Origin of the sequence: Pigmentiphaga sp. (assembly GCF_033795525.1) — a bacterium.
Lineage (GTDB): Bacteria > Pseudomonadota > Gammaproteobacteria > Burkholderiales > Burkholderiaceae_B > Pigmentiphaga.
On record NZ_JARYGM010000003.1, the window covers coordinates 192,836 to 219,583 of the forward strand.

Sequence of the window (26,748 nt, forward strand, 5' to 3'; positions counted from 1 at the left end):
CAGCCATTATCCATCCAGCCAGCCCGGCGCATACTTCTGCAGTGCCCACAGCAGCGCCATGGGCCCGGCATTGAAGGCGGCATGCATGGCCATGGAAGTGCCTATGCCGAACCGCACGCGCATCCATCCGAGCGCCAGTCCCGTTGCCCATTGCGGCAGCACCAGCAGCGGCAGAAGCAGCCAGCCCGCCTCGCCCAGGCGGAAGTTGAGCAGGTGCAGAAAGGCGAACGCCAGCGTGGAAAGATGGAAGATGGCGGGAAAGGCGTCGCGATAGCGCCGCAGCCACCGCCATGGCCAGCGGTAGCGGCGCCAGGCAAGGACCGCAGCGATGATGGCGCAGGCAAAGGCAACGCTGGCCGCCATCGCAGGAGTGGGACGCAACAACAAGGCCGCAAGCAGCACGGGCAGCAGCCACAGCGCCGTGGCGGGGCGACGCAGCCCGAAGCGGAACAGCATTTCCTCGACCACAGGAGCCCAGAGCACCACGTGGAACCACGAAAGCTGCAGCGTGTCCAGCCGGCGCTCGGCGCCGGAGGCGGTCGCGACAGAGGCCGCTACCGGCCCCAGAACCAGCAGGTTGATGCCCCACAGCACCGCCAACCAGGCGGCCAGGTGCGGCCCCGCTATGCCGCCCAGCCACTCCTGAGACGCATAGCGGGGCCGGCTGCCGTCCAGGCGGCGATAGCCGTAGGGCGCGCGAGGCAGGCGTGGCCCCAGCGCGGGTCGCCTGACGAAGGCCAGGAAGTCGGCGAACTCCTCGCGAAATCCGGGACGGCCCCGGCCAGGCGCGCGCGCCGCCGATGCGCCGGGCCAATCGGTATCAGGCATTGCCACTGTGCAGCTGTTGCATGGCCTGTTCGAATTCACCCTTGAGCAACGCCGGGACGATTGCGCGCGCGCGGTCCAGCGTTTCGTCGATGCGGGCCTGTTCTTCGCGGCCGGGAGGATGAAGCACGAAGTCGACGACCTGCTGGGCCAGGCCCAGCGATCGCGGATGTCCGATGCCCACGCGCAAGCGCCAGAACGCCGGTGACCCCAGCGCCGCCTGGATATCCTTCAGGCCGTTGTGCCCTGCGTGGCTGCCCCCTTGCTTGAGCTTGGCCTGGCCGGGCAACAGGTCGAGCTCATCGTGTGCGACCAGTATCTGCTCCGGCCCAAGCTTGTAGAACCGGGCCAAGGCGCCGACGGCCTGGCCCGAGCGGTTCATGTAGGTCATGGGCTTGGCCAGCAGAATCGCGGCGCCGTCCACCCGGGCCTTGGCAACGTGGCCAAAGAAGCTTTTTTCGTTGGTAAAGGACACGCGCAAATCGTCGGCGATCTGGTCGAGCAGCCAGAAGCCCGCGTTGTGCCGGGTGCGTTCGTATTCAGGACCGGGATTGCCCAGGCCGGCAATGAGGCGTATGGGTTCTGACATGAAGGGAGCGATGCGAAAAACAGAGGAATGCACAGCCGGCCGGGACGGCATGGCCGCCGAAACCCGGACGAAGGCTTGTATCTTAGTTTAAGAACGCCCCGCTGCCGCGGTCCGCCGCTGGACGAACTCGCAGAATCGCACGGCGGCGTCACTCGCGCCGCTCTGGCGCACGGCCAGCACGATGGGATAGGTGACGGCGTCCCCCTGCTCGGACACCACTTCCACGTATACGACGCCATCCATGCCTATGCGCCGCATCGAATCGGGAATCAGCGCCAGGCCGACCTCCAGCCTCACCAGACCCAGCGTGGCAAGCAAGTGGGTTTCGGACTGGTGCACGTGCACGTGTGCGCCGGTCTGCTGCAAGGCAACGCTTACTGCGGCGTGATAGCCGGGGCTGGCCGCATGCGGGTAATGGGTGACGATGTGCTCGCCCGCGAGTTCGGGCAGCCGGACCTGGGCGCGGCCCGCGAAACGATGCGAAGCATGGACGGCCAGGCAGAAGCGTTCGCGGCCGAAGGGAAAGGTCCGCAAGTGGGGATAGCTGGCGCCCCCTGGCACGCATACGCCCAGATCGATACTGCCGCCCTCGACCGCCGAGATGACGTCCTGGCTGGAGCCCGTGGTCAAAGACAACCGTATGCCTTTTTCCGTGGAGCAGAACCGTTCCAGCCATTCCGGCAGCAGGTTCAGCATCGCGCTATCTATGCTTTTGACCCTGAGGATCTCGCGCGCGCCGGCCGAGGCGGCCCGGGCCTCGGCAAAAGAAACTTCGGCCTGGCGAAGCAGATAGCGCGCTTCGCGCAAGAGCACCACACCGGCCGGCGTGAGCGACACTGCCGAGCGGTTGCGCTGGAACAGCGGCGTCCCGACCGCTTCTTCCAGCCGCTTGATGGCCGTGCTCAGCGGAGGCTGCGTCATGCAGAGCCGGCTGGCGGCGCGGCGGAAATTCAGCTCCTCGGCAACGACGATGAATTGCTGCAGCTGGCGAAGATCCGCCGGACACGACGGCCGTTGCGGGCTGCTCATGGACGATGCGTCAGCCGCGTACGGGACATCAGTTCAAGGTGATGCCGGTCTTGTCCAGGAGCTGCGTCCAGTACTTCAGGTCGTCGGCCATCATGGTCTCGAATTGTTCCGGCGTCACGGCGCGCGCCTGAATGGCGCGCTTGGCCAGCGCTTGCCGGAATTCGTCGTTGCTCGCCACGCGTGCCCAGGCGGCCCGCAGCTTTTCCTTGACCGGCTGGCTCACGCCCGACGGCGCAAAGATCGCCAGCCACCCCTCGTTCTCCATGCCTTCGATACCGAGCTCCTTGAAGGTCGGAACCGTCGGAAACGCCGCGGGACGCTCGGAGCCCGTGGAGGCCAGCCCACGGATGCGGCCGCTGTGCAGCAGCTCTTCGGCGCCGGCCACGGTTTGCAAGGTCACCTGCACGTCGCCCGCCAGCAAGGCCATGATGGCCGGATTCTGCCCCTGATACGGCGCATGCACCATGTTCAGCCCCTGCTGGGCGCGGAACTGTTCGGCCAGCACGTGCGACGGCGCACCCACGCCACCCGACGCATAGGTATAGGCGCCGGGCTTGGCCTTGATGCGCTCGGCCAGTTCGTTCACGTTGGCGACGTCGAAATGGGCGGGAGCGACCATGAGCACGAAGCCCTGGTCGCCTACATAGCCCACCGGGGTGAAACTGCGCAGCGGATCGTATTCCACGTCCGGCCGCAGCTTTTTGTTGATCAGCAGGCCGAACGACCCGAGCGCCAAGGTGTAGCCGTCGGGCTTGGCCTTGGCCAGCCGTACCATGCCGATGGTGCCGCCGGCACCGGGCACGTTCCTCACCACCACAGGCTGGCCCAGTTCCTGCGCCAGATAAGTAGCCGACAGGCGCGCTGCGACGTCGAGCAGGCCTCCCGGCGCATACGGGACGATGAGTTCCAGATTGCGGTTGGGGTACTGTTCGGCTGCGCCGGCCGGGACGACGAAGGCCAGCCCCGTGAAGACCAATACGGCGGCGATCAGCCCACGAATGCGTGCGATCCCATAGACAAGGCGTTTCATGGCAGTCACTTCTCCTTCTGTCGTTCAATCCGCGTGGGCACGCAGCGATTCGAGATAAGCCTGGGGAAATTCCAGCGCCGGGTCCCGGCGTTCCAGCCAGAGCCGGTGGTCTTCGTCGGAATGCATCACTTGCCGGGGGGCCAAGGGCGGCCACTCGGGCGCGCTCAGCCAGACCCGGAGCAAATGCCGCCGCTTGCCGATATCGTCCTCGTCGGCGTAGTCGGTCCGGCCATGCAAGATAACGCGGTTGTTCAAGAACTGGATGTCCCCATCCTGGAATTGCATGTCCAGATAGAACTCCGGCGACTCGGCCATGGCTTCGAGCGTAGCGACGGCTTCCTGGTCCACTGCGCTCAGGCTGCCGAATCCCTCCTTGGCGGCGCGGCGAATATAGCTGCCCAGGAAATAGCAGGAAACCTGTTGCGGCCAGCCGGGGAGCCGATCGAACACCGGGACGGGGGCCACGCTGACTTTTCTGCCATCACCCAATTGTGCATCCTTGTCGCCGCGCCGGAAGTAGTAGCCGGCATAGAGGCTGGCCAGCAGGTCCGGCCGCTGCTCGGCCAATGCATCGTGAATGGCGAGCGCGCTGCAGATCCGGCTTGCGCCGCCGGCTCGGGCGGTACGCAGGCACATGAGTCCGATGATGTCGCAGGAATCGGTATGCATGTTCATATGCCCGCCGTCCTGGTAGGCCCGCGCCACCTCGCCATAGCCGGCCAGGTTCAGCACGTGCCCCAGCAATTCGCCGCGATGCGACTGCGAAATCGGGACGCCCAGATACACCGACAGGCCGAAATAAATCTGGGCCATTTCGTCGGCGCTGTACCGGGTCCGCGGCAAGCCGCGCAGCATGGCAAACCCCTTGCCGCGGTAGAGTTGTTCGCCCACGGCCTGCAGCTTGCTCGCCACTCGCTCGAGGGGGAAATCCTGGGGCCGCAAGGGCAGCGGCCGCTCGATTGCGCCCGCGTTCAACGCCTTGAGCGCCCGGTCGATCTCGGCGATATCGGCGTCATCCAGCCGGAACAGGCACTCCTGTGTCCAATCGACGTCGGGGCCGCGCCAGGCGGCGGGAGCCCGGGTCGGAGACGGAAAATGCGTGGTAGTAGACATGGTCGTCAGCGATAGAGTGGTAAGAATCCGGTATGGGCTGTCAGCCCCGCACGACCGAGTGTGCCCCAAGGCCTCTGATATATCTAATTCTTTTCAATGGCACGGCTGATATCTTTTTTGTTTCAGCCGGCGTTTCGGCGCTCAGCCATAAAAAAACCCCGGCGCAAGCACCGGGGTTCCATGATGGCCGAGCGCCGGACGTGGGGCAATCAGCCCTCTGCCGGTGCCTCCGCTTCGTCGGCCGCGCCGCCGGGCTTGGCGACCGCGGTGGCCAAGACGGTCTCGCCGCCCACCGTGAAGGTCACGCCCTTGGGGGCCTTGATGTCGGACAGGTGCACCGATGCGCCGGCCACGATATTGCCCAGGTCGACTTCAATGAACTGCGGCAGGTCATTGGGCAGGCAAGTGACTTCGATTTCGGTCAGCACATGGGTGATGATCGCGCCGCTGAGCTTGACCGCAGGCGAGGTCTCGGCGTTGATGAAGTGCAGCGGAACCTTGGTGTGCAGGGCCTGGCCGGCGGCGACGCGCTGGAAGTCCACATGCAGCACTTGCGGCTTGTAGGGGTGCCATTGCACGGCACGCAGCAGGACCTGGGAGCTCTTGCCGTCGAGTTGCATGCTCAGGATGGAAGAATGGAACTCTTCCTTGCGCAGGGCATGGTAGATCTCGTTGTGGTCGAGTTCGATGGACAGGGGCGCTGCGTCGGCGCCATAAACGATGGCGGGAACACGGCCGGCGCGGCGCAGGCGGCGGCTCGCACTCGAACCCTGGACGCTACGCGAAGTGGCGTTGAATTGCATGGTTTTCTCCAAAATGCGGCGGGCGACATGCCCGCGAGCGGTGCACGGAACGCGACCATCGCGTTCCGCCCGGCAGCGCCGCGACCAGCGCTTCCGGTTCGCCTTTGCGCCTGCCTGCGGCAAGGCGCAAAGGACAAAACTTATTCGACGAACAGCGAGCTGACCGAGTCGGCCCGCGAGATGCGCAGCATGGTCTCGCCGATCAGGGCCGCGCACGACAACTGGCGGATGCGGCTGCAGGCCTTGACCTCCTCACTGGCGGGAATGGTATCGGTCACCACCAGTTCGTCCAGGTCGGACTCGGCGATACGGCCCACCGCGCCGCCCGACAACACGGCGTGCGTGCAATACGCATAGACCGCCAGCGCGCCCCGCTGCTTGAGGACCTGGGCCGCCTTGCACAGCGTGCCGGCGGTATCGACCATGTCGTCCATGATGATGCAGGTGCGGCCTTCGACGTCGCCGATGATGTTCATCACTTCGGACACGTTGGCCCGCGGGCGGCGCTTGTCGATGATGGCCAGGTCGACCTCGAGGCGCTTGGCCAGCGCACGGGCGCGGACCACGCCGCCCACGTCGGGCGACACCACCATCAGGTTCGACAGGTTGCGCTTCCAGATGTCGCTGAGCAGGATGGGCGCGGCGTAGATGTTGTCGACCGGGATGTCGAAAAACCCCTGGATCTGGTCGGCGTGCAGGTCCATGGTCAGGATCCGGTCCACGCCTACCACCTGCAGCATGTTGGCCACGACCTTGGCCGAGATCGCCACGCGCGCCGAACGGGGGCGGCGGTCCTGGCGGGCATAGCCGAAATATGGCATGGCGGCCGTGATGCGGCCGGCGGATGCCCGGCGCAGCGCATCCACCATGACCATGATTTCCATCAGGTTGTCGTTGGTCGGGGCACAGGTGGGCTGGAGCACGAATACGTCTTTACCACGGACGTTCTCGTTGATCTCCACCATGACTTCGCCGTCGGAGAAGCGACCGACGCTCATCTTGCCCAGTGGTATGCCGAGATGACTCGCGACGTCCGCCGCCAGCTTGGGGTTGGCAGTCCCCGTGAATATCATGAAGCTTTCTTGCGCCATGACGCATTTGCCCGTGGCTGTGGCCCGGGTGACCTGTAACCGGGACCGATCGACAAAACAACAAAGCTGTTGACCCTGTGAAACACGGACAGGCATCAACAGCTTTCGGTCAAAGACTTTGGCTGGGGAGGAAGGATTCGAACCCTCGAATGCCGGAATCAAAATCCGGTGCCTTAACCAACTTGGCGACTCCCCAACTCGTTGCCCGCGCAGAAACCTGCGTGGACATCGAAACTTGTCGCGACAACGTCCGGCTGCGACGAACATTGCCGACTGGTGGCCATTTACTTCCGGCCTATGCGGCCCAGTCCAGCAACGGATGCGTATCGAGCCCGGCACATGCCAGATTGACTCTCAACGCCGGTAGCCCGCTGGGCTGATCCCGCATTGTAGCGGCGATTTTGCATACCGCGCCATTGGCCTGTGCCTGCGTGTCGCATTCGACAAATAGGCACGCGCCCGATCCGGACATTCTGACCCTGGCACCACCAAGCGCCTGGGAAACCACCGCCCGGATCCGCCCAACTTCAGGAAAGCGGGCAAAAACGACAGCTTCCAGATCGTTCCCAAAGACAGCATCTGGTGCAGCATTAAATGCGCCGTCAGGAAAGTCCGCTATTTTGACGCGTCGCGTGTCTCTTGTCAATTCCGGTGCCCGGAAAACCTCTGCGGTCGGCACGCTGGCATCGGGCTGGACCAGCACGTACCAGCGCGGTGGCAGGACCAGCCCGGTCAGCTCTTCTCCTACCCCTTCGGCGAAGGCATTGCGGCCGAACACGAACACCGGGACATCCGCACCCAGCGGCAAGGCCAGCTGCATCAACTGGCGCCGCGACAGGCCAGTCTTCCACAAGCGGTTCAGCGCCAACAGCACCGAGGCGGCATCGCTCGAACCCCCGCCCAGCCCGCCGCCGGCCGGGATCCGTTTTTCGAGCACGATCTCCGCCCCCAGGGCACAGCCGGTAGCCTGTTGCAAGGCGCGCGCCGCCCGCACGACCAAGTCCGCGTCCGCGGGCACGCCGGGCAATTCGTAGGCACGCACGATGCGGTTATCCGCGCGGACGCGGAAATGCAGCGTGTCCTGCAGGTCGATGAAGCGGAAGACGGTTTGCAGCAGGTGATAGCCGTCGGCACGCCGTCCGACCACGTGCAGGAACAGGTTGATCTTCGCGGGCGCGGGTACGTCGTTCAGTTCTGTGGCCATGGCAAGAGTCAGGCCGCTGCCCGGCGTCGCCCGAAGGGTCCGGGAAGCAGGTTCATCTAGGGATTGATGACGAGGCGCAGGTCCACTTCCTGACCGGCTTCGTTGCGCGCCAGGTGCAGCCGGGTCGGGCCCATGGCGTCGTACTCGCGGGCTGTCACGCGCCAGCCGGCCTGGTCGAACACCAGGGGCCGGCCCTGTTCGTCGCGTTCGACGATCACCGCGGCGGGCCGGGCCGCGATGCGGCCGCGCAGCCAATCGCGCAACCCGGATACCGGAATATCGCTGCCGAGCACGATACCTACCAATTCGTCCGGATCGCCGGCGCGGGTTTCCTTGCCGTTCGATTCGCGCAGCACGGCCCGGCCTGGAGCGGCCTCGACCCGGGCCAGCGTGGCGCCCATGGGAGACACCAAGTCGAGCGCGAGGCTGCTGCCGTCGTCGCGCCAGGCAAAGCTTCCTTGCACCGCGTTCTGCTTGCCGCTGATCTCTTCCACGCGCAACGCGAAACGCCCGACCCGCGACAAAGAGCGGCTTTCGTCCGCGCCCTGCGGCGCGGGAATCGGAACCGGCACGGCGCAGGCGCCCACCAGCGCGATCAAGGCGCCAGTCGCCGCCGCACGCGCCAACCGCAAGCAGCAATGGCTCACAGCGTCACATCCAGGCGCACAAGGGTGCCCTTGAGCGCGGCGTTGGAAGGATCCTTGGCCTGGACTTCGCGCCACAACTGGCGTGCCCGGGCCTGCTGGCCCGCGGCCCAGAGGACCTCGCCCAGATGCACGGCGATTTCAGCGTCCGGCCGCAGCTGGTAGGCCCGCTCGAGATAGGACAGCGCCCGCGTGTTGTCGCCCATCCGGTAGTAGACCCAGCCCATGCTGTCGATGATGAAGGGATCGTCGGGGGCCAGGTTCAACGCGCGCTCGATCAGCTTCTTGGCCTCGTCCAGCCGGACGTTGCGGTCGGCCAGCGAATAGCCGAGCGCGTTGTAGGCGTGGGCGTGGTCGGGCTTGATCGCGATGATGCGGCGCAGCCGGCTCTCCATCTCGTCGATCCGGTTCTGCTGTTCGTACAGCATGGCCAGGTCGTACATGATGTCGGGCGTATCGGGATAGCGTTCGTTCGCCGCCTCGAGAACCTTGACCGCTTCGTCGCGCTGCCCGGCCGACCTAAGGATCTGCGCTTCGGTCAGCGCCACCTGCGTGCCCTCGCGCGTGCTGCGCGGATCGATGACCGAGAGTATTTGCCGGGCTTCGTCGACCCGCCCCTGCTTGGAGCGCAGCACCGCCTGGCGCAGGCGGGCGGGCAAGGCGGCCTCCGGGTCGTCGACCTTGTCCAGCAGCTCGAAAGCGTCGTCGTAGCGCTGCTGGTCTTCGGCGATCTGCACGCGCAGGAACAGCGCATTATCGGCTTCGGGCAGCGGCGCAAGCCGCTTGTCGGCGCCGACGCGTTGTTCGTGGATGTCCAGGTACTGCCTGAGGTAGCGGTCCGCGTCCGACAGGCGCCCGGACTGGTAGGCCAGCACGCCTTGCATGTAGAGGATCTCGAAATCCTCGGGATTGGCCCGCGCCAGGGCATCCAGCTCCGACCGGGCGCCTTCGTAGTCCTTCAGGGATGCCAGCGCCCGCGCGAGCAGGACCCGCAGGTTGCGCGACTCGGCATGCGTGGCAATGAAGGCGCGAGCCCGCGCAACCGACTGCTCGGGCTCGATTTCTATGCCCAGCTGCAGGGCCAGCATGGCTGCCGCTTCTGAATCGGGCTGCGCATCGAGCGCGGCACGCGCCTCGCGCAGCGCGCGGGTATTGTCACCGGCCGCCGCGGCGACCCGGGCCAGGGCAAGGTGCGCCTCGGGATGGTTGCGCACATCGGCCAGCGCTTCCTCGAGAATGGTCAGCGCCCGGCGCTTGTCTTCCAGGCGGGCAACCACGCGGCGGGCTTCGACGATCGCTACGGATTTGTCGGGCGCGGCTGCGATCCTGGACCGCAGCGCGGACCCCATGCCTTCGACGCGGCCTGCGGCGGCTGCCAGCGAAAGCGCGGTCTGGCGCGCTTCCACGTCGGCCGGATCGAGTTCGGCCCACGCCTGCGCCGCTTCCAGCGCGCGCACCAGATCGCCCCCGGCCAGCGCGAACTCGACCGCCCGGCGAGCCAGGCGGGGGTCCCCGGTATTTTCCGCGAGCTCCAGGGAGGTACTGGTAGCGGGGCCGAAAGCGCCGCGTTGGGCCGCGATCTCGGAAGCCAGGATCTGGAACAGGACGTCGGCCGATAGCTCGACGCTCGGAAGGGCCTTGGGCCCGATCGCCCTTCCGCTGAGCGGCGAAAGGCTCAAGCCCGGAACCAGCAATTCGTCCGAAGCGGCCGGCTCGGTCTGGGCAAGCGCGCCCGGGACCATGGCCGCCAGCCCCACGCACGCGGCCGCCAGCTTCAAACGATAAGCGTTAAACAACATGGCACAATTCCTTGGCGTACCGCCGACGCCGTCCATATTAGGTGATGTTAGCACTGCGCTTATCTGCCCAACCGGTCGGCGAGCCCGCCGGCGGGCCAGGCATGCCGGCGGAGATACGCGGGTTCATAGGCTTTAATCATCGGACTGCCGGCGGCGCGAACAGTTCATTGGCGCCGGCAGCAATCAACATGCCCGAACTTCCAGAAGTAGAAACCACCCGCCGCGGCATCGCGCCCACGGTGGAAGGCCGCGAGCTGCGCCGCCTGATCATACGCGAGCCCCGCCTGCGCTGGCCGGTCCCGCCGGATCTGGCCGCGCGGGTAGAGGGGCGCCGCGTCCTGACCACGGGCCGCCGCGGCAAATACCTTTTGATGCAATTCGAGCATGGGTGGCTGATCGTCCACCTAGGGATGTCCGGATCGCTGCGCCATGTCGATCCGGGCGAACCGCCGCGCAAGCACGATCATGTTGACTGGATCTTCGACCAGGCCGTCCTGCGCCTGCACGACCCCCGGCGTTTCGGCGCGGTGCTGTGGCATGACGCCGAAGCGGGACCGGTCGAAGACCACCCCTTGCTGGCCAAGCTCGGCATCGAGCCCTTCGATCCACGCTTCGACGGCGCTTGGCTGTTTCGCCATACCCGGCGGCGCAGTGCGCCGATCAAGCAGGCCCTGCTTATGGGCGATATCGTCGTGGGAGTCGGCAACATCTATGCGTCCGAAAGCCTGTTCCGGGCCGGTATCCACCCTCGCACGCCCGCCGGCCGCATCTCCGCGGCGCGCTATGAGACACTGGCGGCCGCGGTGCGGGCCACGCTGGAAGACGCCATCCGCGCGGGCGGCAGCTCGCTGCGCGACTACGTAGGCGCAGGTGGCGAGTCGGGCTATTTCCAGATCGACGCCCGCGTCTACGACCGGGCCGGGCAGCCCTGCCGGGTATGCGCCACGCCGATCCGGCGGCTGGTGCAGGGCCAGCGGGCGACGTATTTTTGCCCGCGGTGTCAGAGATAAGCGCCCAACAGGAGGTGTAGTGAAGTCGTTTTCCGAGCGTGTGGTGGCGTGGCAGCGGACCCATGGGCGGCATACGCTGCCGTGGCAGAACACGCACGACCCTTATCGGATCTGGCTGTCGGAGATCATGCTGCAGCAGACGCAGGTAGCGACGGTGATTCCGTACTACGAGCGTTTCCTGGCGAAATTCCCGACGGTGGCCGATCTGGCAGCGGCGGACGAAGAAGACGTCATGGCCTTGTGGGCAGGGCTGGGCTACTACACGCGCGCCCGGAATCTGCATGCGTGCGCCAAGCGGATCGTGTCGGACTGGGGCGGGCGTTTTCCGCCTACGGCGGCGGATATCGAAACCCTGCCCGGCATCGGCCGCTCCACGGCGGCGGCGATCGCCGCGTTTGCCTATGGCGAGCGCAGCCCCATCCTGGATGGCAACGTCAAGCGCGTGTTCGCGCGCCATTTCGGAATCGAGGGCGTCCCGACCAAGCGCGTGGTGGAACAGCGCATGTGGGCTATCGCCCAGGCCGAGGTGCCGGCAGAGGGGCCCGACGCCGCGGAGGAAATGCGGCGCTATACCCAGGGGCTGATGGACCTTGGCGCCACGCTTTGCACCCGCGGCGATCCCGACTGCGGACGATGCCCGGTACGCGACACCTGCACGGCGCTGCGCGAGGCGCGCCAGCACGAACTGCCCACGCCGCGCGAACGCAAGGCCGTGCCGGAACGGCATACCGGCATGCTGGTGATCGAGAAAGGCGGCGAGATCCTGGTGCAGCGCCGGCCTTCGCCGGGCATCTGGGGCGGGTTGTGGAGCTTGCCGGAATTCGCCGACGGCGATCCGGGACTGGCCTGCCGGCATCTGGGGGTGGCGCCCGCGCAAACGATACGGCTGCCGCGGTTCTCACACACCTTCACCCATTTCCGGCTGCATGTGGACCCCTGGCACGTGCATGCAGGTTCGCTGGCGCTGCGCGACGCGGGGCAACCGCAGATCTGGCTGCCCACCAGCGAACTGGCCGAAGCCGCGCTGCCCGCGCCGGTGAAGAAGCTGCTGCAAGGCTTGTTTGCCCGGGGAGGACTGGTGTAGGGGGCCCCGTCGGCCGTCAAGGCCAGGGCACCAGCCATTCTTGCTTCAGGTCGATGCCGAATCCCGGCGCATCGGAAGGCCGAACCTTGCCGTTCACCGGCACCTGGACACCGGGCAGGCGCATGGCTTCGGCCAGCGGCACCCCCACATCGGCCCCCAGCCAGTACTCCGCCAGCTGCGCTTCGGGCATGGCGAAATGGAAGTGCTGGCCGAACGGCAGGCTGGCCCCGGAATGCGGAAAGGTCGACAGGCCCGCGGCCTCGGCCAACGTATAGACCTTCAGCGCCTCGGTCAGCCCGCCAAACCAGCGCAGGTCGGGCTGCAGCACGTCTACGCATCGCCGGTCCACCAGTTCCCGGAACGCATGGCGGCCTTTGTGATCCTCGCCGGTGGCGATCGGCAGGGTCGGGACAGCCTGCTTGAGCTGGGCGAGGCCATCGACGTCGTGCGGCATCAAGGGTTCCTCTATCCAACGCAGCCGGTACGGCAACAGCCGCTCCATCAGGCGGGCGGCGAACTCCACGTTGAACGACATCACGGGATTGAGCATCAGGTCCGCATCCGGTCCCACCGTCTCGCGCGCCTTGGCGACTTTTTCTTCCAGCCGATTGATGCCTTCGGTGCTTTCCTCGTAGTGAACGGGATTGCTGATCTTGAACGCTTTGAACCCCAGCTCCATCGTCCAATCCAGATCGTCGCTGGTGCAATAGCAGTCGATCTGTTCGCGGCAGGGTCCGCCGATCAAGCTGTAGACCGGCACGTCCAGCAGCTTGCCCTTGAGATCCCACAAGGCCAGATCAATGCCGCTGCGCGCCACCGAGGCGAGGCCCGTCGCACCAAACCGCTGGCATGACCGCCACATGAGATCGTTCAGGTATTCGATCGCCAGGCAGTCGCGCCCCGTCAGCAGCGGCGAGAAATGCCTGCGGACCAGCGGTTCGATCAGGCTGCCCCAGTGGCACAACCCCACGCCCCAGGTGCCGTCTTCGGCGGTCACCTTGATCCAGGCCTCGTCGGCCACTTCGCCGGGGATCTTGCGTAACTGGCGCGGGAACTCGGCATATTTGTTGATCGGAAAAGCGCGCTTGGCGGTCTGGTTGTAGCTGGACCGGCGCGGCGGGGTCGATGGCGTCCGGGGAGGCAATTCGAGTTTGCAGATCTCTACGGATTGGATCTTCATGCCAGTACTCCATCGTGATTGCTGCGCGTCCGGCTAGAGCAGGTGGGAAATCAGTTCCGCCGTGGCCAGCGCTTCGCCGACGTCCTTCTCCAGCGGTTCCATGGACCGGCCGCTGACGCTGATGGCGCCGACCGGGAAATCGTTCCGGTCCAGCAAGGGCACGCCTATGCAGCTGGACGTAGGGGAGTTCTCCCCGCGCTCCGTTGAATAGCCCCGCTGCCGAATGGCGGCGAGCTCTTTCATCATCTCCGGGATGGACGTGATCGTGTTGGGCGTGCGGGCGACCATGGGCCGCGCCTCGAGCAGGGTAAGCGCTTCTTCGGACGGCATGAAAGCGAGCATGGCCTTGCCCAGCGCGCAGCAATGGAGGGGCACCGACCGGCCGAAGCGGGAATAGATCGTGGGCAGGTTGGGCTTTTCGGTGCCGCCGATGATGAGCACCTGGCCCCGGTGCAGGATGCCCAGGTTGACCCGCTCGTTCATTTTCTGCGCCAGCGCCTGCAGGTGCGGCAAGGCTTCGAGCCGAAGGCGGTTGTTATCGAGCAGCGAAGACGCGAGCGGCAGCACCGCAAATCCTATGCTGACCCGGGCGTCGGTGGTGTTCTGCTGCAGAAAGCCGGCGCCCACCAGGGTCTGTACCAGCCTGTGCACCGTGGGCCGGGCCAGGCCCAGCAAGGCGGCCAGTTCGCCGACGGTCGGCGGATGCTCGCACTGCGCAACCGCTTCGAGCACGGCCAATGCCTTGCCCAGCGTCTTGACGGCACTGGGCGAAGCCTCGTCGCTACGCCCTGCTTTCTCTATCCGGATCTTGTTTGTGACTGCTGACACGCTATCGCCCTCTGTCCACATTTTGGACAATTAGTTTGAATTTACACCAAACAACTCGTTTTTTTAAATTTCTTGTTCAATAAAGATTTAGATTCATGCTAGATTGAACAAAACACCAAAAAGATAGGTGGCGACTGTAGCGCGCCGCCACATCTGGAGGAAGACATCTTGGCCGCTGCGACAGGGCTCCCCGCGGGGAGCGAAGCGATCGTACGGGTCAGTCACCTGACCAAGATCTACCCGGGTGACGGCCGCAAGGGGCACGACGGCGTACTGGCGGTGGATGCCGTGGATCTGACCGTACGCCGCGGCGAGCTGGTGGTATTGCTAGGGCCGAGCGGCTGCGGCAAGACCACCTTGTTGCGATGCATTGCGGGGCTCGAAAAACCGGACGGCGGCGAAATCCAGATAAACGGCAAGACCGTTTTCTCGTCGCGCCACCATGTCTATGTCCCGCCCGAGCATCGCCATATCGGGATGATGTTCCAGTCGTATGCACTCTGGCCGCATATGACGGTGTTCCAGAACGTGGCCTATCCGCTGACCGCGCTCGACGGCTACGACAAGGAATCCATTCGGGCCCGGGTCGCCGACGTGCTGGGCCGGCTGGGGATAGTCGGCATGGATCACCGCTACCCCGGCGAGCTGAGCGGCGGCCAGCAGCAGCGGGTGGCGCTGGCACGGGCATTGGCCGGCGCGCCGTCAGTGATGCTGTTCGACGAACCGCTGTCGAATATCGATGCCAAGGTGCGGCGCCGGCTGCGCCGGGAACTGCGTGAGCTCAAGGCGCAGGCGGGGTTTTCGGGCATCTACGTCACGCACGACCAGGAAGAGGCCATGGAACTGGCCGACACCCTGGCGGTGATGGAGTCGGGCCGGATCAGCCAGTCGGCGAGCGGACGCGACGTCTATGAACACCCGGCGTCGATCTACGTGGCCGAATTCGTAGGCGAGATCAACCGCTTGCAAGGGCGGGTGGAAACCATTTCCGGAGGTGAAGCGGTCATCGCCACGCCCCTGGGCAAGCTGCCGGTCTCGGGCGTGGGGCTTGGCGCCAGGACCGGCGACGACGGATGGCTGACGATACGCCCCGAGCAGGTGGCCGTGGCGCCGGCCGGTTCGCCGCCATCGCAGCCCGGCCCGTCGTTTCCCGGGGTCGTGCAAGATGCCATCTATTTCGGCGCACGGCAGGAGCTCCGGCTTGAGGTCGCCGGTACGCCGATGACGGCGTGGACCACGGGGCGGGCATGGAACCAGGCCGCCATGCGGCCGGGCGATGCCATCGACGTCACGCTGCCCGCGGCCAGCCTCAGGTGGTTCCCGGCATGAGCGCGACAACCGCCGGAGACCTGGGACAGCCGCCGGCGCCCGCTCGCGGAGGCAGCTCGGCGACCTGGTTCGTCGTGCCCTTGCTGCTGGCGGTCAGCGTGATCGTCTTCTACCCGATCGCGATCATCCTCGTACGCGCCATTGCGCCCGAGGGCCGCCTGGACTGGGCGCTGTGGGCCAGTACGCTGACCGCCCCCGGTTTATTGGCCGCAGTACGGAACACCGCTATCCTGGCGGCGACCACAACGTGCCTGGCCGTCCCGATCGGCGTTTTCTTCGCTTGGCTGATTGAACGCACCGACGCCCGGTGGGGCAGCCTGTCGCGCCTGCTGCCCGTCATACCGCTGTTGTTGCCTCCGGTCGCCATGGCCATCGGCTGGCTGTTCCTGGCCGACCCCCGGGCCGGCTTCCTGGCGCGCCCGCTCATCGATGCGCTGCAGGCACTGGGGCTGCCGCTGGATGCGGACCAGGTCGCCATACAAAGCTGGGCCGGGCTGATTTTTCTTTACGTGCTATGGGCCGTACCGCACGTCTACGTCATTGCAGCCGCGGCCTTCAGCGGCCTGGATCCAAGCCTGGAAGAAGCCGCGCGCATATGCGGCAAAGGACGCATGCGCTGTTTCCTGGGCGTGTCCCTGCCGGCGATCCGCCATGCCGTCGGCTCGTCCGTCCTGGTCTGCGTCATATCCAGTATCGGCCTGTATTCGATCGCGGCTTTGATCGGCAGCGCCGCACGCATCGAAGTGCTGTCGGTCTACATCTATCGCCTGCTGAATTTCTCTTATCCGCCGCGAACCTCGCAGGCAGTCATTATCGGGCTGCTGCTGATGGTGCTGATCGCTTCGATATGGCTGCTGCAGCGGCGCATCGCCTCACGTACCGGCCACGCGCAAATCGGCGGCATGGGCATACGCCCCAACCTGCTCGCGCTGGGCGGCTGGCGCTGGCCCGCGCGGCTGGCCGTGCTGCTGTACGTCCTGCTGACCTCGGTGCTGCCGCTGCTGGCCCTGGTGGTGGTGGCACTGCAGCCCTTCTGGCGCTCCCGCATCGTGCTGTCCGATCTTTCGCTGGGCAATTTCGCGGAATTCGGCGCATCGGCAGCGGCGCGAAGTGCGATCTCGAACAGCGCCATGCTGGCCATATGCGCGTCGACCGCCGCGGTGCTGGCGGCCGGCTTGGTCGCAGTCATCGCCCGGCACGCCGGCGGCCGGCGGGAACAAACCCTGGGCATCGTCACCAAGGTCCCCACCGCCATCCCCCATATCGTCTTCGCGGTCGGCGTACTCGTGGCCTTTGGCTTTGCGCCTTTCCACCTGGGCGGCACCTGGCTGATCCTGTTTCTGGCCTATGCGGCGATCTACTTGCCCACCGCGTCGATCGCCGCCGAATCTTCGGTCCAGCAGGTAGGCAACCAGCTGACCGAAGCGGCGCGCCTGTTCGGCGCCTCGCCGGTACGCACGTTCCGGACCGTGCAGCTGCCCTTGATCCTGCCCGGCCTGGCCGCGGGCTGGGCGTCGATCTTCGCGCTGGTGCTGGGCGAACTCAATGCGGCGGCCATCCTGTCGGGCCCGCGCAATCCTGTCATCGGCTATCTGATCCTCACGCTTTTCGACAACGGCACGTATTCGCAACTGGCCGCCATCGGCAGCATCATCGGCGTCGTTTCCGCCGTCGCCGTATCCGCGGTGCTTTTGCTGGGACGTCCGCGCTTCGCCCGGTCTGCGCCGCGAGGCGGCTAGCCGGCCGATCCCTTCAAGGAGAACGGAACATGTCGCGCCCTTCCTCCACCCGCTTCGGCGGTTTTCTCCATGCAGCCCGCCGCGCCGCCCTGGGCGGCCTGATGGCGGTATCGCTACCTGCCCTGGCGCAAAGCACCGGCGACGTCGAGCAGCCGGCGGCGCTCGTCAAGGCTGCCCAGGCCGAGGGGCAATTGATGATCTACTCCTCGTCGGACGAGAACCAGACCAAGACCCTGCTGGCCGCCTTCGAAAAGCGCTACGGCATCAAGGGCAGTTTCATACGCTTCCCCACCGGCCCGCTCATGCAGCGTTTCTCGACCGAGTACGACGCCAAGGACGTGCGCGCTGACATCGTGAGCGTGAGTTCGCCCGTTCCCTACGAGCAGCGCCCCGATCGTTTCGCGGACCTGGGCCGCTCCGTCCTCCCCAACCTGGCGAAGTGGCCCGACTATCGCGTGGCCGACAAGCACATGATCTGGACCACGGACCTCGTGGCTCTGGCCTACAACACCGAGCAGCTCAAGCCGCAGGAAGTGCCCAAGACCTGGACGGAACTGGCCGATCCGAAATGGAAAGGCAAGTTCCTGTTGACCGATCCGCAGGTGGCCGACAACTACATGGGCTGGCTGGACGCCATCGAGCGCGCACGCGGGGTCGAACTGCTACGCAAGATCGCCGGGCAGAACTACAAGATCACCCAGAGCGGGGCCTCCGGTGCGCAGATGGTGGCCGCGGGCGCCTACCTGTTCAACGCGCCGACCTTCGCGTCGTTCTCGGCGCGGCTGATCGAGAAGAAGGCGCCCATCGCCATCCAGTACCTGCAGGACCCTGCGGTGGTCTCGCCCCGCAGCATTGCCATCGTGGCCGACGCTCCCCATCCCAATGCGGCCCGGCTCTACCTGAACTGGCTGCTTTCGGAAGAAGGCTTGAAGCTCACTTGCTCGATCAGCCCGACTTCCCTGGCCATGGCGCCGGACGACAGCCGCGGCTGCATACCGGTGCGCAAGGGCATGGAAATGCGCTTTGACGTGCCCGATGAACGCAAGCGCATGTTGGCCAGGGAACTGGGCGTTGCCCGCTAATCCTCCCGCGCAGGAGACGCGCCATGACATCGATATGCCGTACGCCCATTGACCATCCCAGCGCCTGGACCTCCCGGGACCTCGGGGGCCGCGGCGCCATCACCCGGCCGCTGCGCCAGAACGAGCTCGACGATATCGATCGATTGCTCGAACAGACCGCCCATCTGGCGCCGCAGGCCGTCACGCGGGGGGACGTCCGCCAACCCGCGCTCGTCGGCCTGCTGGACGAGCTGCGCGCGGACATCATGCACGGGCGTGGCGTCGTGCTGGTGACCGGCCTGGACCCGTCGCGATACGACCCCGAGCAGCTCGAACGCATCTACTGGGCCGTGGGCACGCACCTGGGCGAAGCGGCCGTGCAAAGCCACGCCGGGGACCGGCTGGGCCGGGTGGAGCAGGACGACAAGGACCCCGTCGCACGCGGTTACCGCAGTAGCGGCGAACTGGTCATGCACACCGATTCCTACGAAGTCGTGGGCTTGCAATGCATCCGCCAGGCAGCCCGCGGCGGGCAAAGCGCGCTGGTCAGCTCTCTGGCGATCCACAATGCCCTGCTGCGGGAAAGGCCGGACCTGCTGGAACCGCTGTATGAAGGCTATTACCTCGCCATCCCGGAAGCTCGGCTGAGCAGCAAACCGGTCACGGACGAGAAGATTCCGGTCTTTTGCCACGTGGACGGGCAGGTGAGCTGCATGTATGCAGCCAGCTTCATGCGCGAAGCCGCCCGCCGCAACAACACGGCGCTCCCCGACAAGCTGTCTGAAGCCCTGGAAGCGTTCTCGGCCATCGCGCAGCGCGACGAGCTGGCACTGCGCTTCATGCTGGCGCCGGGCGAGATCCTGCTCTGGCACAACTTCACCAATCTGCACTCCCGCACGGAATTCGAGAACGACGACCAGCACAGGCGGCTGCTGCTGCGGCTCTGGCTGACGGTACCCGATGGGCGGCCGGTCGTGCCTGAGTTCTACGCCCGCGGGCAAGCCTATGCCCGGGTCTACCGCGAGCATCAATCTACCGGAGCCGCCTGACCATGCGAGTCATATTCAGCACCAGAATCGCCCGCGCCCCGGTGCAGCGCGCGCTGGAGTCCTTTCCCGGTCTGGACCTGGTCATCTGCGAAGACCTGTCGGAGGTTGCGCCGATCGCCGCGCAGGCCGACGCGCTGATCCTGTCCGATCCCCGCGGGGCGCCCGGCCGGGAGATTTCCGCCGCCATCAAGCAACCCGGCAGCAAGGTGCGCTGGGTACAGCTCTTGTCGGCCGGCGCGGCCGGCCTGCTGGCGCATGGCGTGCCGGCGCACGTCGTAGTCACCAACCAGGGCGGCGCCGTCGCGCCCGCGGTGGCCGAGCATGGGATGGCGATGATGCTGGGCATGGCGCGCCGGATCGCCGACATTTGCGAGCGCTCGGCGCGGCATGAATGGAACAAGGAGTTCTCACCGCCGCTCGTCTCGCTGGAAGGCAAGACACTCGCCATCGTCGGCTTCGGCAACATCGGCGCGCAGTTGGCCAAGCGGGCGGCGGGCTTCGACATGAAGGTGATAGGCCTATCCAGGTCGCTCCCCGCCAGCCCGCTGGCCGAGATGCGGCCCATGGAGGCCTTGGACGAGGCCCTTGCCCAGGCCGACGTCGTAGCCCTTTGCATCGCCTCGTCGCCCGCGACACGCCACATCATGAACGCGCAACGGTTCGCGGCCATCAAGCCCGGCGCCTTCTTCATCAACCTGACCCGAGGAGAAACGGTGGACCAGGATGCCCTGAGCGAGGCGTTGACCTCAGGGCGCCTGGCGAGCGCGTTCATCGACGTGACCGAACCCGAGCCGCTGCCCCCGGATCATCCGCTATGGGATGCGCCGAACCTGTTCATTTCGCCCCATACCGCCGGCGCGGGCAGCGTGCATACGGGAAGGCGGATCGCCGACGTGGTCAGCGAGAACCTGCGGCGGTTCATGGGCGGCGAACCGCTGCTGCACATGGTCAAGGACTGACATGAAGATTGTCCGGGTCGAGCAATTGCACGTGGATGGCGGATGGGACGACTGGTCCTTCCTGAAGCTGACGACCGACGACGGCCTGATCGGCTGGTCCGAATTCAACCAGGCCCGCGGCAGGCGCGGACTGGCGGCGGTAGTCCAAGGCATGGCCGAGCTGATCATGGGCGAGGACCCGCGCGACGTCGGGCGCCTGTCCGCCAGGCTGTACGCGCTGACCCAGATGACCGCGGGCGGCTTGCAGGCGCTCGCCATAGGCGCCTACGAGAATGCCTGCCTGGACATCAAGGCCAAGGCGCTGGGCGTTCCGGTATACGAGCTGTTCGGCGGCGCGCTGCGCCACGACATACCGGTCTACTGGTCGCATTTCGGCATGTACCGCGCGCGCAATGTCGACCTGTTCGAGCAGGTCATCGGCAAGGCGGCCGTGCGGGGGCTCGACGACCTGAAGCGGCTGGCGGCCGAGGCGGCCCGCAACGGCTTCAAGGCGCTCAAGACCAATCTGCTGGTTTTCCACCCAGGCAAGCCGGCGGCCATCGGCCGCGGCACCGGCAGCTTCGAGCTCAACATCGACCATGCCATCGAGCGCCGTGTCGTGGACCAGCTCGCGGCGCTGCGCGAAGGAGGCGGCGCGGACATGGGCCTGATGTTGGACCTGAACTTCAACTACAAAACCGAAGGCTTCCGCCGCCTCGCGCTTGCCGCCGAACCGCTGGGCCTGACCTGGCTGGAAATGGACAGCCAGAATCCGGAAGCACTCGGTCTGATCCGGCGTACTACACGTACCCCTATTGCCTCGATGGAGACCGTGCTGGGAAGGCGGGCGCTCAAGCCTTACCTGGATGCACAGGCGGTAGACGTGGGCATCGTCGACGTCGTATTCAACGGCATGGCCGAGTCCGTCAAGATGGCCGCCCTGCTGGACGCCTGGGAAATCAACGTGGCCGCGCACAACTCCCACGGCCCGCTGGGATCGCTGATGAGCGCACATTTCTGTGCCGTCATTCCCAACCTGCGCTTCATGGAATACGACGAAGACGAAGTGCCCTGGCGCCGCCATCTCCTGACCCGGCCATGGACCCTGCGCGACGGCTGCTTCGCCTTGCCCCAGGGTCCGGGTTGGGGAGCGGACATCCAGGAAGACGTTGCACGGGAACATGCCGCCAAGCGCATGCCGGGCTAGCACGCCCCACGACAACTCGAGACAGGAGACACCATCATGGCGATCAGCGTATTGCAGGACGGCCCGGCCCACGCGCGCCGCCGCTTCCTGGCGGCTTCGGCCGCAAGCCTTTGTTGCGCGGCAGCGGGACGCCGCGCCTTCGGCGCGTCGACGTTGACGCAGGCGACCATCCTGGTCGGATCGCCCCCCGGCGGGGCCACCGACAAGCTCGCGCGCATGTTTGCCGACGGACTCGGCCGGCGCTATGCGGACCGGGTCATTGTCGAGAACAAGGCCGGTGCGGGCGGCGCTATCGCCTATGCCCATGTCAAGCACAGCGGCGTCAAGGACGGCAGCCTGATGTTCCTGTCGCCGGCCTACCCTATCGTGATTTCGCCGCACGTCGTCTCTACGCTGCCCTACGATCCCCTGCGCGACTTCGCGCCCGTAGGAATCGCCGGCCGCTCGATGATGACCATCGCCGTCGGGCCGGCCGTCCCGGCCGAGGTCCGGACGCTGGAAGACTACGTGCGCTGGTGCCGCGAGCACCCCGGCCAGGCGCTCTACGCGGCCCAGACCGGATCGAGTCAGCACCTGGTGGGCACGAGTTTCTCGCAGGCGGCCAACGTGAAGCTGGACAACGTCTCGTACAAAGGCGATGCACCGGCCTTGCAGGACCTGCTGGGCGGACACGTGCCTGCCATCATCCTGCCCATCGCCAGCGCCATTCCCCAGCACCAGTCGGGCGGCATACGGGTGCTGGCCGTAACCGGCGCCAAGCGCTCCCGCTTCCTGCCGGATATTCCGACCACCGGCGAGCTCGGCTACAAGGACATCGTCTTCCAGGACTGGCTGGGAGTCTTCATGGTGGCGCGCACGCCGCAAGCGGTGCTCGAGCGCATGAACCGCGCGATGAATGAGGTGAGCGGTTCGGAACAGGGGCAGCAGGCGCTCGCCAACCTGGGATTCGAACCCGTGCAGGTCACCACCGAGGTCTTCGCCGGCATGGTCAAGGCGGACTACGAGCGCTACCGCGGCATCATCGAACGGACGCGCTTTCGCGAGGTGTTCGAAAAATCGGTCGGGCGCTAGCGTCCGGCGGGACGACCTACTACGGGAAGCATAGCCATGCGCATCACACCAGTCACCTCCAACGTCGGCGCGGAAATCGAGGGGGTCGATTTATCGGTCGAGCAGCCGGCCGAGGTCTATCGGCAGATCCGGCAAGCCCTGATCGACCACGGCGTCGTCTTCTTTCGCGACCAGACGCTCAGCTCCGAACAATATGTGGCCCTGGCGCGGCGCTTCGGCCGCCCCACGGTGCCGACCAGCGGCATCATCCCGCCCATCCCCGGGTCGGAGGAAATTGCCGAAGTCCGCAAGGAAGCAGGCCGCGATCGGAACGTCGGCGGCAGCTGGCACACCGACCAGGCTTATCGCAAAGCGCCCAGCTGGGGCACCATGCTGTTGTGCCGGAAAGCGCCCGCCACGGGCGGCGACACGCTGTTCTCCAGCATGGCGGCTGCCTACCATCGGCTCTCGGACGGACTGAAGCAAACCTTGGGAGGCTTGCGCGCCGTGCACTCGAACGCCGGCGTGCAGGCGCGCATGGGCACCGGGCGCGCACCCGACCCGGAGGTGACACATCCCGTCGTGGTCCGGCACCCCGAAGGCGGCAAGCCCGTCTTGTACGTGAATCCGGCCTACACCGTCCGGTTCGAAGGCTGGACCGAGGCCGAAAGCCGCCCGCTGCTGGAGTTCCTGTTCCAGCAGGGCCAGCACCCGGAGCTGTTCTGCCGGTTCCGTTGGCGGCCCGGCTCGCTCGCCTTCTGGGACAACCTGCAGACCTGGCACTTTGCCGTCAACGACTACGGGGCGGGCGAGCGGGTCATGCACCGGATCGTGGTCGAGGGCCCGGAGTTCGACCACTAGCCGTCTATCGCCGCCGGCGCTACTGCGTCAGGTTGAGCGTAGGAATCAGTTGTGCCTTGGCGCGATAGTCCGCAGCGATGCGCTCGGCGAAGGCCTTGGCGTCCAGGTACTCCGACAACTGGAACTGCCTTCTGGCCAACGCCTGGTAATCGCTGTCGTTCATGGCCTTCTGGCATGCCGCCTCCAGCCGCGCCAGGGACTCGGCCGGCAGCCCGCGGCGGACGAACAGGCCGCCGTAGCCCGATGGCTTGATGGGATATCCCAGTTCCGCGCTGGTGGGCACGTTCGGGAACTCCTCGAGCCGCTTGTCTGCGAACACGAGCAGCGGTTGCAGCTTCTGCGTAATAACCATGGCCGCGGTGACCGAGCCCAGCTCTACCTGGCCGCTCAACAACTGGGGCGCCATTTGCGACTCGCCCTGGTAAGGCACGTCGCTGAGCTCCAGCTTGGCGGCTCGCCATAGTTCGAGCGCCGACAAATGGGGGGACGAGGCCGGGCCAGGATGTCCGTACGTGATCTTCCCCGGCCGGGCGCGCGCCGCGGCACTCAGGGTCTCGAAATCCTTGTAGGGCGACCCGGGCGGCGCGGCAATCAAGAAGGCATTCTCGAACGTCTGGCACACGGGCACGACGTCGGCCGGCGCAAAAGGCATGCTCTTCATGCGGTGGGGCTGCACCGTCAGCGGCGTCACCACGCTGAATGCCACGGTGTGCCCGTCGGCAGGCGCATTTACCAGCGAGGCCATGGCCACCACGCCCCCCGCGCCGGCGCGGTTCACCACCACCACGCGCTGGTTCAGGTACTTGCCGAATGCCGCCGCAAAGCCGCGGGCCATGATATCCACCACGCCGCCGGCGGTGAAGGGCACCAGTATTTCGACGGCTTGCCCGGACGAGGCATCTGCCGGCTGGGCCTGCGAGGCGCCGGCGAGCAAGCCGGCGCTGGCTACACCGGCCATGAGGCGTTTGAGTAGTTTCATGTCTCCCCTCCTTGATGGGTTGTAGTCCTGATGTGCCTGCCTCGTGGCAGGTCATAGGGGGGCGGCCATGGTCTCCCTGGCACGCCCGAGCAATGCGAACAGATCGAGACCAGGTTCACGCCCTTGTTCGAATTCGCCGATCCGGAAGGAGGCCCCTTGGATAAAGGTCGCCCGGTCGAACCGGCGCTGCATGTAGTTCGCCACCAGCGCTTCCCAAGGCAATCCGCGGCGCACCAGGTCGGCCAGCACGACGGCATCTTCGATCGCCATGGCGGCACCCTGGCCCAGATGCGGCGTCGAGGCGTGCGCCGCGTCGCCGATCAGCATGACCCGCCCCCGGTGCCAAGGCGGCGGCATCATGACCACTTCCATCGGGCGGTATACGATGCCGGCCGGGCCATCGATCGTGCGAGAGGCTTCCGGCACCATTCCGCCGAAGCCCTTCAGCCTTTCCGCCAGCAGGTCGTGCAAGCGGCCCGGGGGCATGAAGGCTCCCGGCTCCTCCTGGGTGACCAGCAGCAAATACATCTGGTCCTGGCTGATGGGAATGAACCCCGCCTTGCTGCGCTCGCCTACCATCATGACGCCCCAGGTCATCCAGGATGGGCGGGGCATCATCACGCGCCAGACGCTCTGGCCGGTTGGCCGCGCGCGGATGCCGGTCCCGAACAGGGTGCGGCGCAGCCAGGAATAAATGCCGTCGGCGCCGACCACGCAGGCATAGCGCTGCGCGCGGCCATCGCTGAATATGACGTCGACGCCGTGTTCGTCCTGCTGCAACGACTCGATGGCGCAACCGCTGTGCAGCCTGGCTCCCGCATCCCGCGCGGCCGTGAGCAGGATTTCCTGCAGCGCACGCCGCGCGATGCCGTTATAGGCAGGCCGATGCGCGCCCGCGGCCTTGGGCCCGGGCATTTCGTTCAGCAACGACCCGTCGGCCGCCAGATAGCGATAGCTGTCGTAGCCGAACCCACGGGCCAGGCATGCATCGGCCAAGCCCAAGGTATCCAGCGCGCGCAGCGCGTTGGCGGGCTGGATGATGCCCACGCCGGCCACTTCCCATGTAGTCTTGATTTCCACCAGGTCGACCTCGCAGCCCGCCTGGCGCAGCGCCGTCGCCGCGGCCAATCCGCCGATGCCGCCGCCCGCGACCAGTATGCGTGGATAGACGGAATTGCTCATGGCGCCACCTTGGCGGCAAGCCGGGCCGACGCGGCCAGCAGGGCCGGATGATCCGGATCCAGGCCAAGCAGGCGGATCGCATTGCCGCCGAGCACGGCGGCAACCTCGGACGCGTCCCAGCCGGTGGCGCGCAACAGGTCATGAAGCGCGTAGTCGCCCATGTCGAAGGGATAGTCGGTGCCCGCCACGATTTGCCCCACCCCGGCGATGTCGGCCAGCGCGTGCAGCGCCTGGGGCCGGAATACAACGGTGTCGTACCAGATCTGCTTCAAATAGGTGCTCGGGGCGAAACGGCATCCGGCCGCTTCCGGCCGCACGCCATGGGCATGGTCCGACCGGCCTATGGCGTACGGCAGGTAGCCGCCGCCGTGCGCGGCACACAGCTTCAGCCCGGGATGCCTGTCCAGCACGCCGCCGAAGATCAGCTGCGACAATGCGACGGTGGTTTCCAGCGGCTGCCCGATGACGTTGGCCAGGTAGTAGCGATTCACGCGCTCTCCCAGCGAGGTGCCCAGCGGATGGAGGAATACCACGCATTCGAGCCGCCGCGCCTCGGCCCAGAAGCCCTCCAGGGCCGGGTCGTCAAGGCCTCGCCCGCCAGGATCGGACGAGATTTCCACGCCATGCAACCCATGCTCCGACACAGCCTCGCGCAATTGGCGCACGGCGAGCGCCGGGTGCTGGAGCGCTACCGCCCCCAGCCCGATGAAACGCCGCGGATGTTCCCGACATACCTGGGCGATGCGCGCGTTCTGTACGTCGACCAGCTCGTCGGCGAGGCTTTCGTCTGCCCAGTAGTAATACTGCGTAGGCGATGGACTGAGCACCTGGATGTCGATACCCAGGCGGTCCATATCCGCGAGACGCCGGGAGATATCCGTCAGGCACGGGGCCAGCTGCTCCCGCAGCGCCATATTGTGGGCATGCGAGGCCGCGCCCATCAGGACCGGCTGCAACGCCGACTCCCTGCGCTTTTCTTCACGGCCGGCCACGAGCGTTTCCGCCTCGGCGACCAGCAGGTGGCAATGCATGTCCAGCGTGGGAAACGAAAAGCGGGGGCCCGGCGGCGCCTGCGTGACTCCCGCGCCGTAAACGTGGTGCCCGCAGCAATGGCAAAGCATCAT

At 66.3% G+C, this 26,748-nt stretch carries 26 protein-coding genes and 1 tRNA gene; 10 read left to right on the forward strand and 17 right to left on the reverse strand.

Annotation, left to right across the window (positions count from 1 at the left end):
- Positions 1-6: 6 nt before the first annotated feature.
- From QHC78_RS09500 to QHC78_RS09550, 11 genes are all read right to left on the reverse strand, one after another.
- Entirely contained in the window at positions 7-828 is an 822-nt protein-coding gene (locus QHC78_RS09500) for a CPBP family glutamic-type intramembrane protease (protein WP_319743816.1), read from the reverse strand.
- A complete protein-coding gene (pth, locus tag QHC78_RS09505) occupies positions 821-1,414 on the reverse strand; it encodes an aminoacyl-tRNA hydrolase (RefSeq protein WP_319743818.1) in 594 nt (197 codons plus the stop codon). The genes QHC78_RS09500 and pth overlap by 8 nt, the downstream gene beginning before the upstream one ends.
- Positions 1,415-1,501: 87 nt before the next feature.
- Positions 1,502-2,443, reverse strand: a complete 942-nt coding sequence (locus tag QHC78_RS09510; RefSeq protein WP_319743820.1) for a LysR family transcriptional regulator — start codon at positions 2,441-2,443, stop codon at positions 1,502-1,504.
- Positions 2,444-2,471: 28 nt separating this feature from the next.
- Positions 2,472-3,473 (reverse strand): Bug family tripartite tricarboxylate transporter substrate binding protein, encoded by a 1,002-nt coding sequence (locus tag QHC78_RS09515; protein ID WP_319743822.1) that lies wholly within the window; start codon positions 3,471-3,473, stop codon positions 2,472-2,474.
- Positions 3,474-3,497: 24 nt separating this feature from the next.
- On the reverse strand, positions 3,498-4,586 hold the full coding sequence (locus tag QHC78_RS09520; protein ID WP_319743824.1) for a TauD/TfdA family dioxygenase: 1,089 nt from the start codon (positions 4,584-4,586) through the stop codon (positions 3,498-3,500).
- Positions 4,587-4,795: 209 nt separating this feature from the next.
- Positions 4,796-5,389, reverse strand: coding sequence for a 50S ribosomal protein L25/general stress protein Ctc (locus QHC78_RS09525; RefSeq protein WP_319743826.1), 594 nt, complete (start codon positions 5,387-5,389; stop codon positions 4,796-4,798).
- Between the two features lie 140 nt (positions 5,390-5,529).
- On the reverse strand, positions 5,530-6,480 hold the full coding sequence (locus tag QHC78_RS09530; RefSeq protein WP_319743828.1) for a ribose-phosphate pyrophosphokinase: 951 nt from the start codon (positions 6,478-6,480) through the stop codon (positions 5,530-5,532).
- A 119-nt stretch (positions 6,481-6,599) separates the two neighbouring features.
- A tRNA-Gln gene (locus QHC78_RS09535) sits at positions 6,600-6,676 on the reverse strand.
- Positions 6,677-6,775: 99 nt separating this feature from the next.
- Positions 6,776-7,684 (reverse strand): 4-(cytidine 5'-diphospho)-2-C-methyl-D-erythritol kinase, encoded by a 909-nt coding sequence (gene ispE / locus QHC78_RS09540; RefSeq protein WP_319743830.1) that lies wholly within the window; start codon positions 7,682-7,684, stop codon positions 6,776-6,778.
- Between the two features lie 56 nt (positions 7,685-7,740).
- Positions 7,741-8,331 (reverse strand): outer membrane lipoprotein LolB, encoded by a 591-nt coding sequence (locus QHC78_RS09545; RefSeq protein ID WP_319743832.1) that lies wholly within the window; start codon positions 8,329-8,331, stop codon positions 7,741-7,743.
- The gene (locus QHC78_RS09550) at positions 8,328-10,127 is read right to left on the reverse strand and encodes a tetratricopeptide repeat protein (RefSeq protein WP_319743834.1); all 1,800 of its coding nucleotides are present in this window, start codon (positions 10,125-10,127) and stop codon (positions 8,328-8,330) included. The genes QHC78_RS09545 and QHC78_RS09550 overlap by 4 nt, the downstream gene beginning before the upstream one ends.
- Positions 10,128-10,315: 188 nt before the next feature.
- On the opposite strand from QHC78_RS09550, the gene mutM reads away from it, so the two are divergent.
- Together mutM and mutY are read left to right on the forward strand one after the other, a co-directional pair.
- A complete protein-coding gene (mutM, locus tag QHC78_RS09555) occupies positions 10,316-11,137 on the forward strand; it encodes a bifunctional DNA-formamidopyrimidine glycosylase/DNA-(apurinic or apyrimidinic site) lyase (RefSeq protein ID WP_319743836.1) in 822 nt (273 codons plus the stop codon).
- Between the two features lie 19 nt (positions 11,138-11,156).
- Positions 11,157-12,221, forward strand: a complete 1,065-nt coding sequence (gene mutY, locus QHC78_RS09560) for an A/G-specific adenine glycosylase (protein WP_319743838.1) — start codon at positions 11,157-11,159, stop codon at positions 12,219-12,221.
- A 16-nt stretch (positions 12,222-12,237) separates the two neighbouring features.
- On the opposite strand, the gene QHC78_RS09565 is transcribed toward mutY, so the two are convergent.
- From QHC78_RS09565 to QHC78_RS21135, 3 genes are read right to left on the reverse strand one after another with little or no spacing between them, the layout of a single operon-like run.
- A complete protein-coding gene (locus tag QHC78_RS09565) occupies positions 12,238-13,401 on the reverse strand; it encodes an enolase C-terminal domain-like protein (protein WP_319743840.1) in 1,164 nt (387 codons plus the stop codon).
- A 33-nt stretch (positions 13,402-13,434) separates the two neighbouring features.
- Complete coding sequence (locus tag QHC78_RS09570) at positions 13,435-14,229, reverse strand: IclR family transcriptional regulator (RefSeq protein WP_319743843.1); 795 nt, start codon at positions 14,227-14,229, stop codon at positions 13,435-13,437.
- Entirely contained in the window at positions 14,199-14,270 is a 72-nt protein-coding gene (locus QHC78_RS21135; RefSeq protein ID WP_413816455.1) for a hypothetical protein, read from the reverse strand. The genes QHC78_RS09570 and QHC78_RS21135 overlap by 31 nt, the downstream gene beginning before the upstream one ends.
- A gap of 127 nt (positions 14,271-14,397) precedes the next feature.
- On the opposite strand from QHC78_RS21135, the gene QHC78_RS09575 reads away from it, so the two are divergent.
- Genes QHC78_RS09575 through QHC78_RS09610 form a run of 8 tightly spaced genes read left to right on the forward strand, consistent with a single transcriptional unit; the run spans position 14,398 to position 23,463 of the window.
- Complete coding sequence (locus QHC78_RS09575; RefSeq protein ID WP_319743845.1) at positions 14,398-15,558, forward strand: ABC transporter ATP-binding protein; 1,161 nt, start codon at positions 14,398-14,400, stop codon at positions 15,556-15,558.
- Positions 15,555-17,297 carry an ABC transporter permease gene (locus QHC78_RS09580; protein WP_319743847.1) on the forward strand — a complete coding sequence of 581 codons (1,743 nt, stop codon included), beginning with the start codon at positions 15,555-15,557 and terminating at the stop codon, positions 17,295-17,297. Before QHC78_RS09575 ends, QHC78_RS09580 begins: the two co-directional genes overlap by 4 nt.
- Positions 17,298-17,326: 29 nt before the next feature.
- Entirely contained in the window at positions 17,327-18,379 is a 1,053-nt protein-coding gene (locus QHC78_RS09585; RefSeq protein ID WP_319743849.1) for an ABC transporter substrate-binding protein, read from the forward strand.
- 23 nt (positions 18,380-18,402) lie between these two features.
- The gene (locus QHC78_RS09590) at positions 18,403-19,407 is read left to right on the forward strand and encodes a TauD/TfdA family dioxygenase (RefSeq protein ID WP_319743851.1); all 1,005 of its coding nucleotides are present in this window, start codon (positions 18,403-18,405) and stop codon (positions 19,405-19,407) included.
- Between the two features lie 2 nt (positions 19,408-19,409).
- A complete protein-coding gene (locus tag QHC78_RS09595) occupies positions 19,410-20,366 on the forward strand; it encodes a D-2-hydroxyacid dehydrogenase (protein WP_319743853.1) in 957 nt (318 codons plus the stop codon).
- Position 20,367: 1 nt separating this feature from the next.
- Complete coding sequence (locus tag QHC78_RS09600) at positions 20,368-21,552, forward strand: mandelate racemase/muconate lactonizing enzyme family protein (RefSeq protein ID WP_319743855.1); 1,185 nt, start codon at positions 20,368-20,370, stop codon at positions 21,550-21,552.
- A gap of 36 nt (positions 21,553-21,588) precedes the next feature.
- A complete protein-coding gene (locus QHC78_RS09605; protein ID WP_319743857.1) occupies positions 21,589-22,623 on the forward strand; it encodes a tripartite tricarboxylate transporter substrate-binding protein in 1,035 nt (344 codons plus the stop codon).
- Positions 22,624-22,659: 36 nt separating this feature from the next.
- Positions 22,660-23,463, forward strand: a complete 804-nt coding sequence (locus tag QHC78_RS09610) for a TauD/TfdA dioxygenase family protein (protein ID WP_319743859.1) — start codon at positions 22,660-22,662, stop codon at positions 23,461-23,463.
- A 19-nt stretch (positions 23,464-23,482) separates the two neighbouring features.
- On the opposite strand, the gene QHC78_RS09615 is transcribed toward QHC78_RS09610, so the two are convergent.
- The 3 genes from QHC78_RS09615 to QHC78_RS09625 are packed head-to-tail and all read right to left on the reverse strand — an operon-like array spanning position 23,483 to position 26,748.
- Complete coding sequence (locus QHC78_RS09615) at positions 23,483-24,442, reverse strand: Bug family tripartite tricarboxylate transporter substrate binding protein (RefSeq protein WP_319743861.1); 960 nt, start codon at positions 24,440-24,442, stop codon at positions 23,483-23,485.
- A 51-nt stretch (positions 24,443-24,493) separates the two neighbouring features.
- A complete protein-coding gene (locus QHC78_RS09620) occupies positions 24,494-25,624 on the reverse strand; it encodes an FAD-dependent monooxygenase (RefSeq protein ID WP_319743862.1) in 1,131 nt (376 codons plus the stop codon).
- Complete coding sequence (locus tag QHC78_RS09625; protein ID WP_319743864.1) at positions 25,621-26,748, reverse strand: amidohydrolase family protein; 1,128 nt, start codon at positions 26,746-26,748, stop codon at positions 25,621-25,623. The genes QHC78_RS09620 and QHC78_RS09625 overlap by 4 nt, the downstream gene beginning before the upstream one ends.

Coding starts and splice junctions, on each gene's coding strand:
- QHC78_RS09500 (WP_319743816.1), bottom strand. CDS start 828: ATGCCTGATACCGATTGGCCCGGCGCATCGGCGGCGCGCGCGCCTGGC.
- pth (WP_319743818.1), bottom strand. CDS start 1,414: ATGTCAGAACCCATACGCCTCATTGCCGGCCTGGGCAATCCCGGTCCT.
- QHC78_RS09510 (WP_319743820.1), bottom strand. CDS start 2,443: ATGAGCAGCCCGCAACGGCCGTCGTGTCCGGCGGATCTTCGCCAGCTG.
- QHC78_RS09515 (WP_319743822.1), bottom strand. CDS start 3,473: ATGAAACGCCTTGTCTATGGGATCGCACGCATTCGTGGGCTGATCGCC.
- QHC78_RS09520 (WP_319743824.1), bottom strand. CDS start 4,586: ATGTCTACTACCACGCATTTTCCGTCTCCGACCCGGGCTCCCGCCGCC.
- QHC78_RS09525 (WP_319743826.1), bottom strand. CDS start 5,389: ATGCAATTCAACGCCACTTCGCGTAGCGTCCAGGGTTCGAGTGCGAGC.
- QHC78_RS09530 (WP_319743828.1), bottom strand. CDS start 6,480: ATGGCGCAAGAAAGCTTCATGATATTCACGGGGACTGCCAACCCCAAG.
- ispE (WP_319743830.1), bottom strand. CDS start 7,684: ATGGCCACAGAACTGAACGACGTACCCGCGCCCGCGAAGATCAACCTG.
- QHC78_RS09550 (WP_319743834.1), bottom strand. CDS start 10,127: ATGTTGTTTAACGCTTATCGTTTGAAGCTGGCGGCCGCGTGCGTGGGG.
- mutM (WP_319743836.1), top strand. CDS start 10,316: ATGCCCGAACTTCCAGAAGTAGAAACCACCCGCCGCGGCATCGCGCCC.
- QHC78_RS09565 (WP_319743840.1), bottom strand. CDS start 13,401: ATGAAGATCCAATCCGTAGAGATCTGCAAACTCGAATTGCCTCCCCGG.
- QHC78_RS09580 (WP_319743847.1), top strand. CDS start 15,555: ATGAGCGCGACAACCGCCGGAGACCTGGGACAGCCGCCGGCGCCCGCT.
- QHC78_RS09585 (WP_319743849.1), top strand. CDS start 17,327: ATGTCGCGCCCTTCCTCCACCCGCTTCGGCGGTTTTCTCCATGCAGCC.
- QHC78_RS09590 (WP_319743851.1), top strand. CDS start 18,403: ATGACATCGATATGCCGTACGCCCATTGACCATCCCAGCGCCTGGACC.
- QHC78_RS09595 (WP_319743853.1), top strand. CDS start 19,410: ATGCGAGTCATATTCAGCACCAGAATCGCCCGCGCCCCGGTGCAGCGC.
- QHC78_RS09600 (WP_319743855.1), top strand. CDS start 20,368: ATGAAGATTGTCCGGGTCGAGCAATTGCACGTGGATGGCGGATGGGAC.
- QHC78_RS09605 (WP_319743857.1), top strand. CDS start 21,589: ATGGCGATCAGCGTATTGCAGGACGGCCCGGCCCACGCGCGCCGCCGC.
- QHC78_RS09610 (WP_319743859.1), top strand. CDS start 22,660: ATGCGCATCACACCAGTCACCTCCAACGTCGGCGCGGAAATCGAGGGG.
- QHC78_RS09615 (WP_319743861.1), bottom strand. CDS start 24,442: ATGAAACTACTCAAACGCCTCATGGCCGGTGTAGCCAGCGCCGGCTTG.
- QHC78_RS09620 (WP_319743862.1), bottom strand. CDS start 25,624: ATGAGCAATTCCGTCTATCCACGCATACTGGTCGCGGGCGGCGGCATC.
- QHC78_RS09625 (WP_319743864.1), bottom strand. CDS start 26,748: ATGATGCTTTGCCATTGCTGCGGGCACCACGTTTACGGCGCGGGAGTC.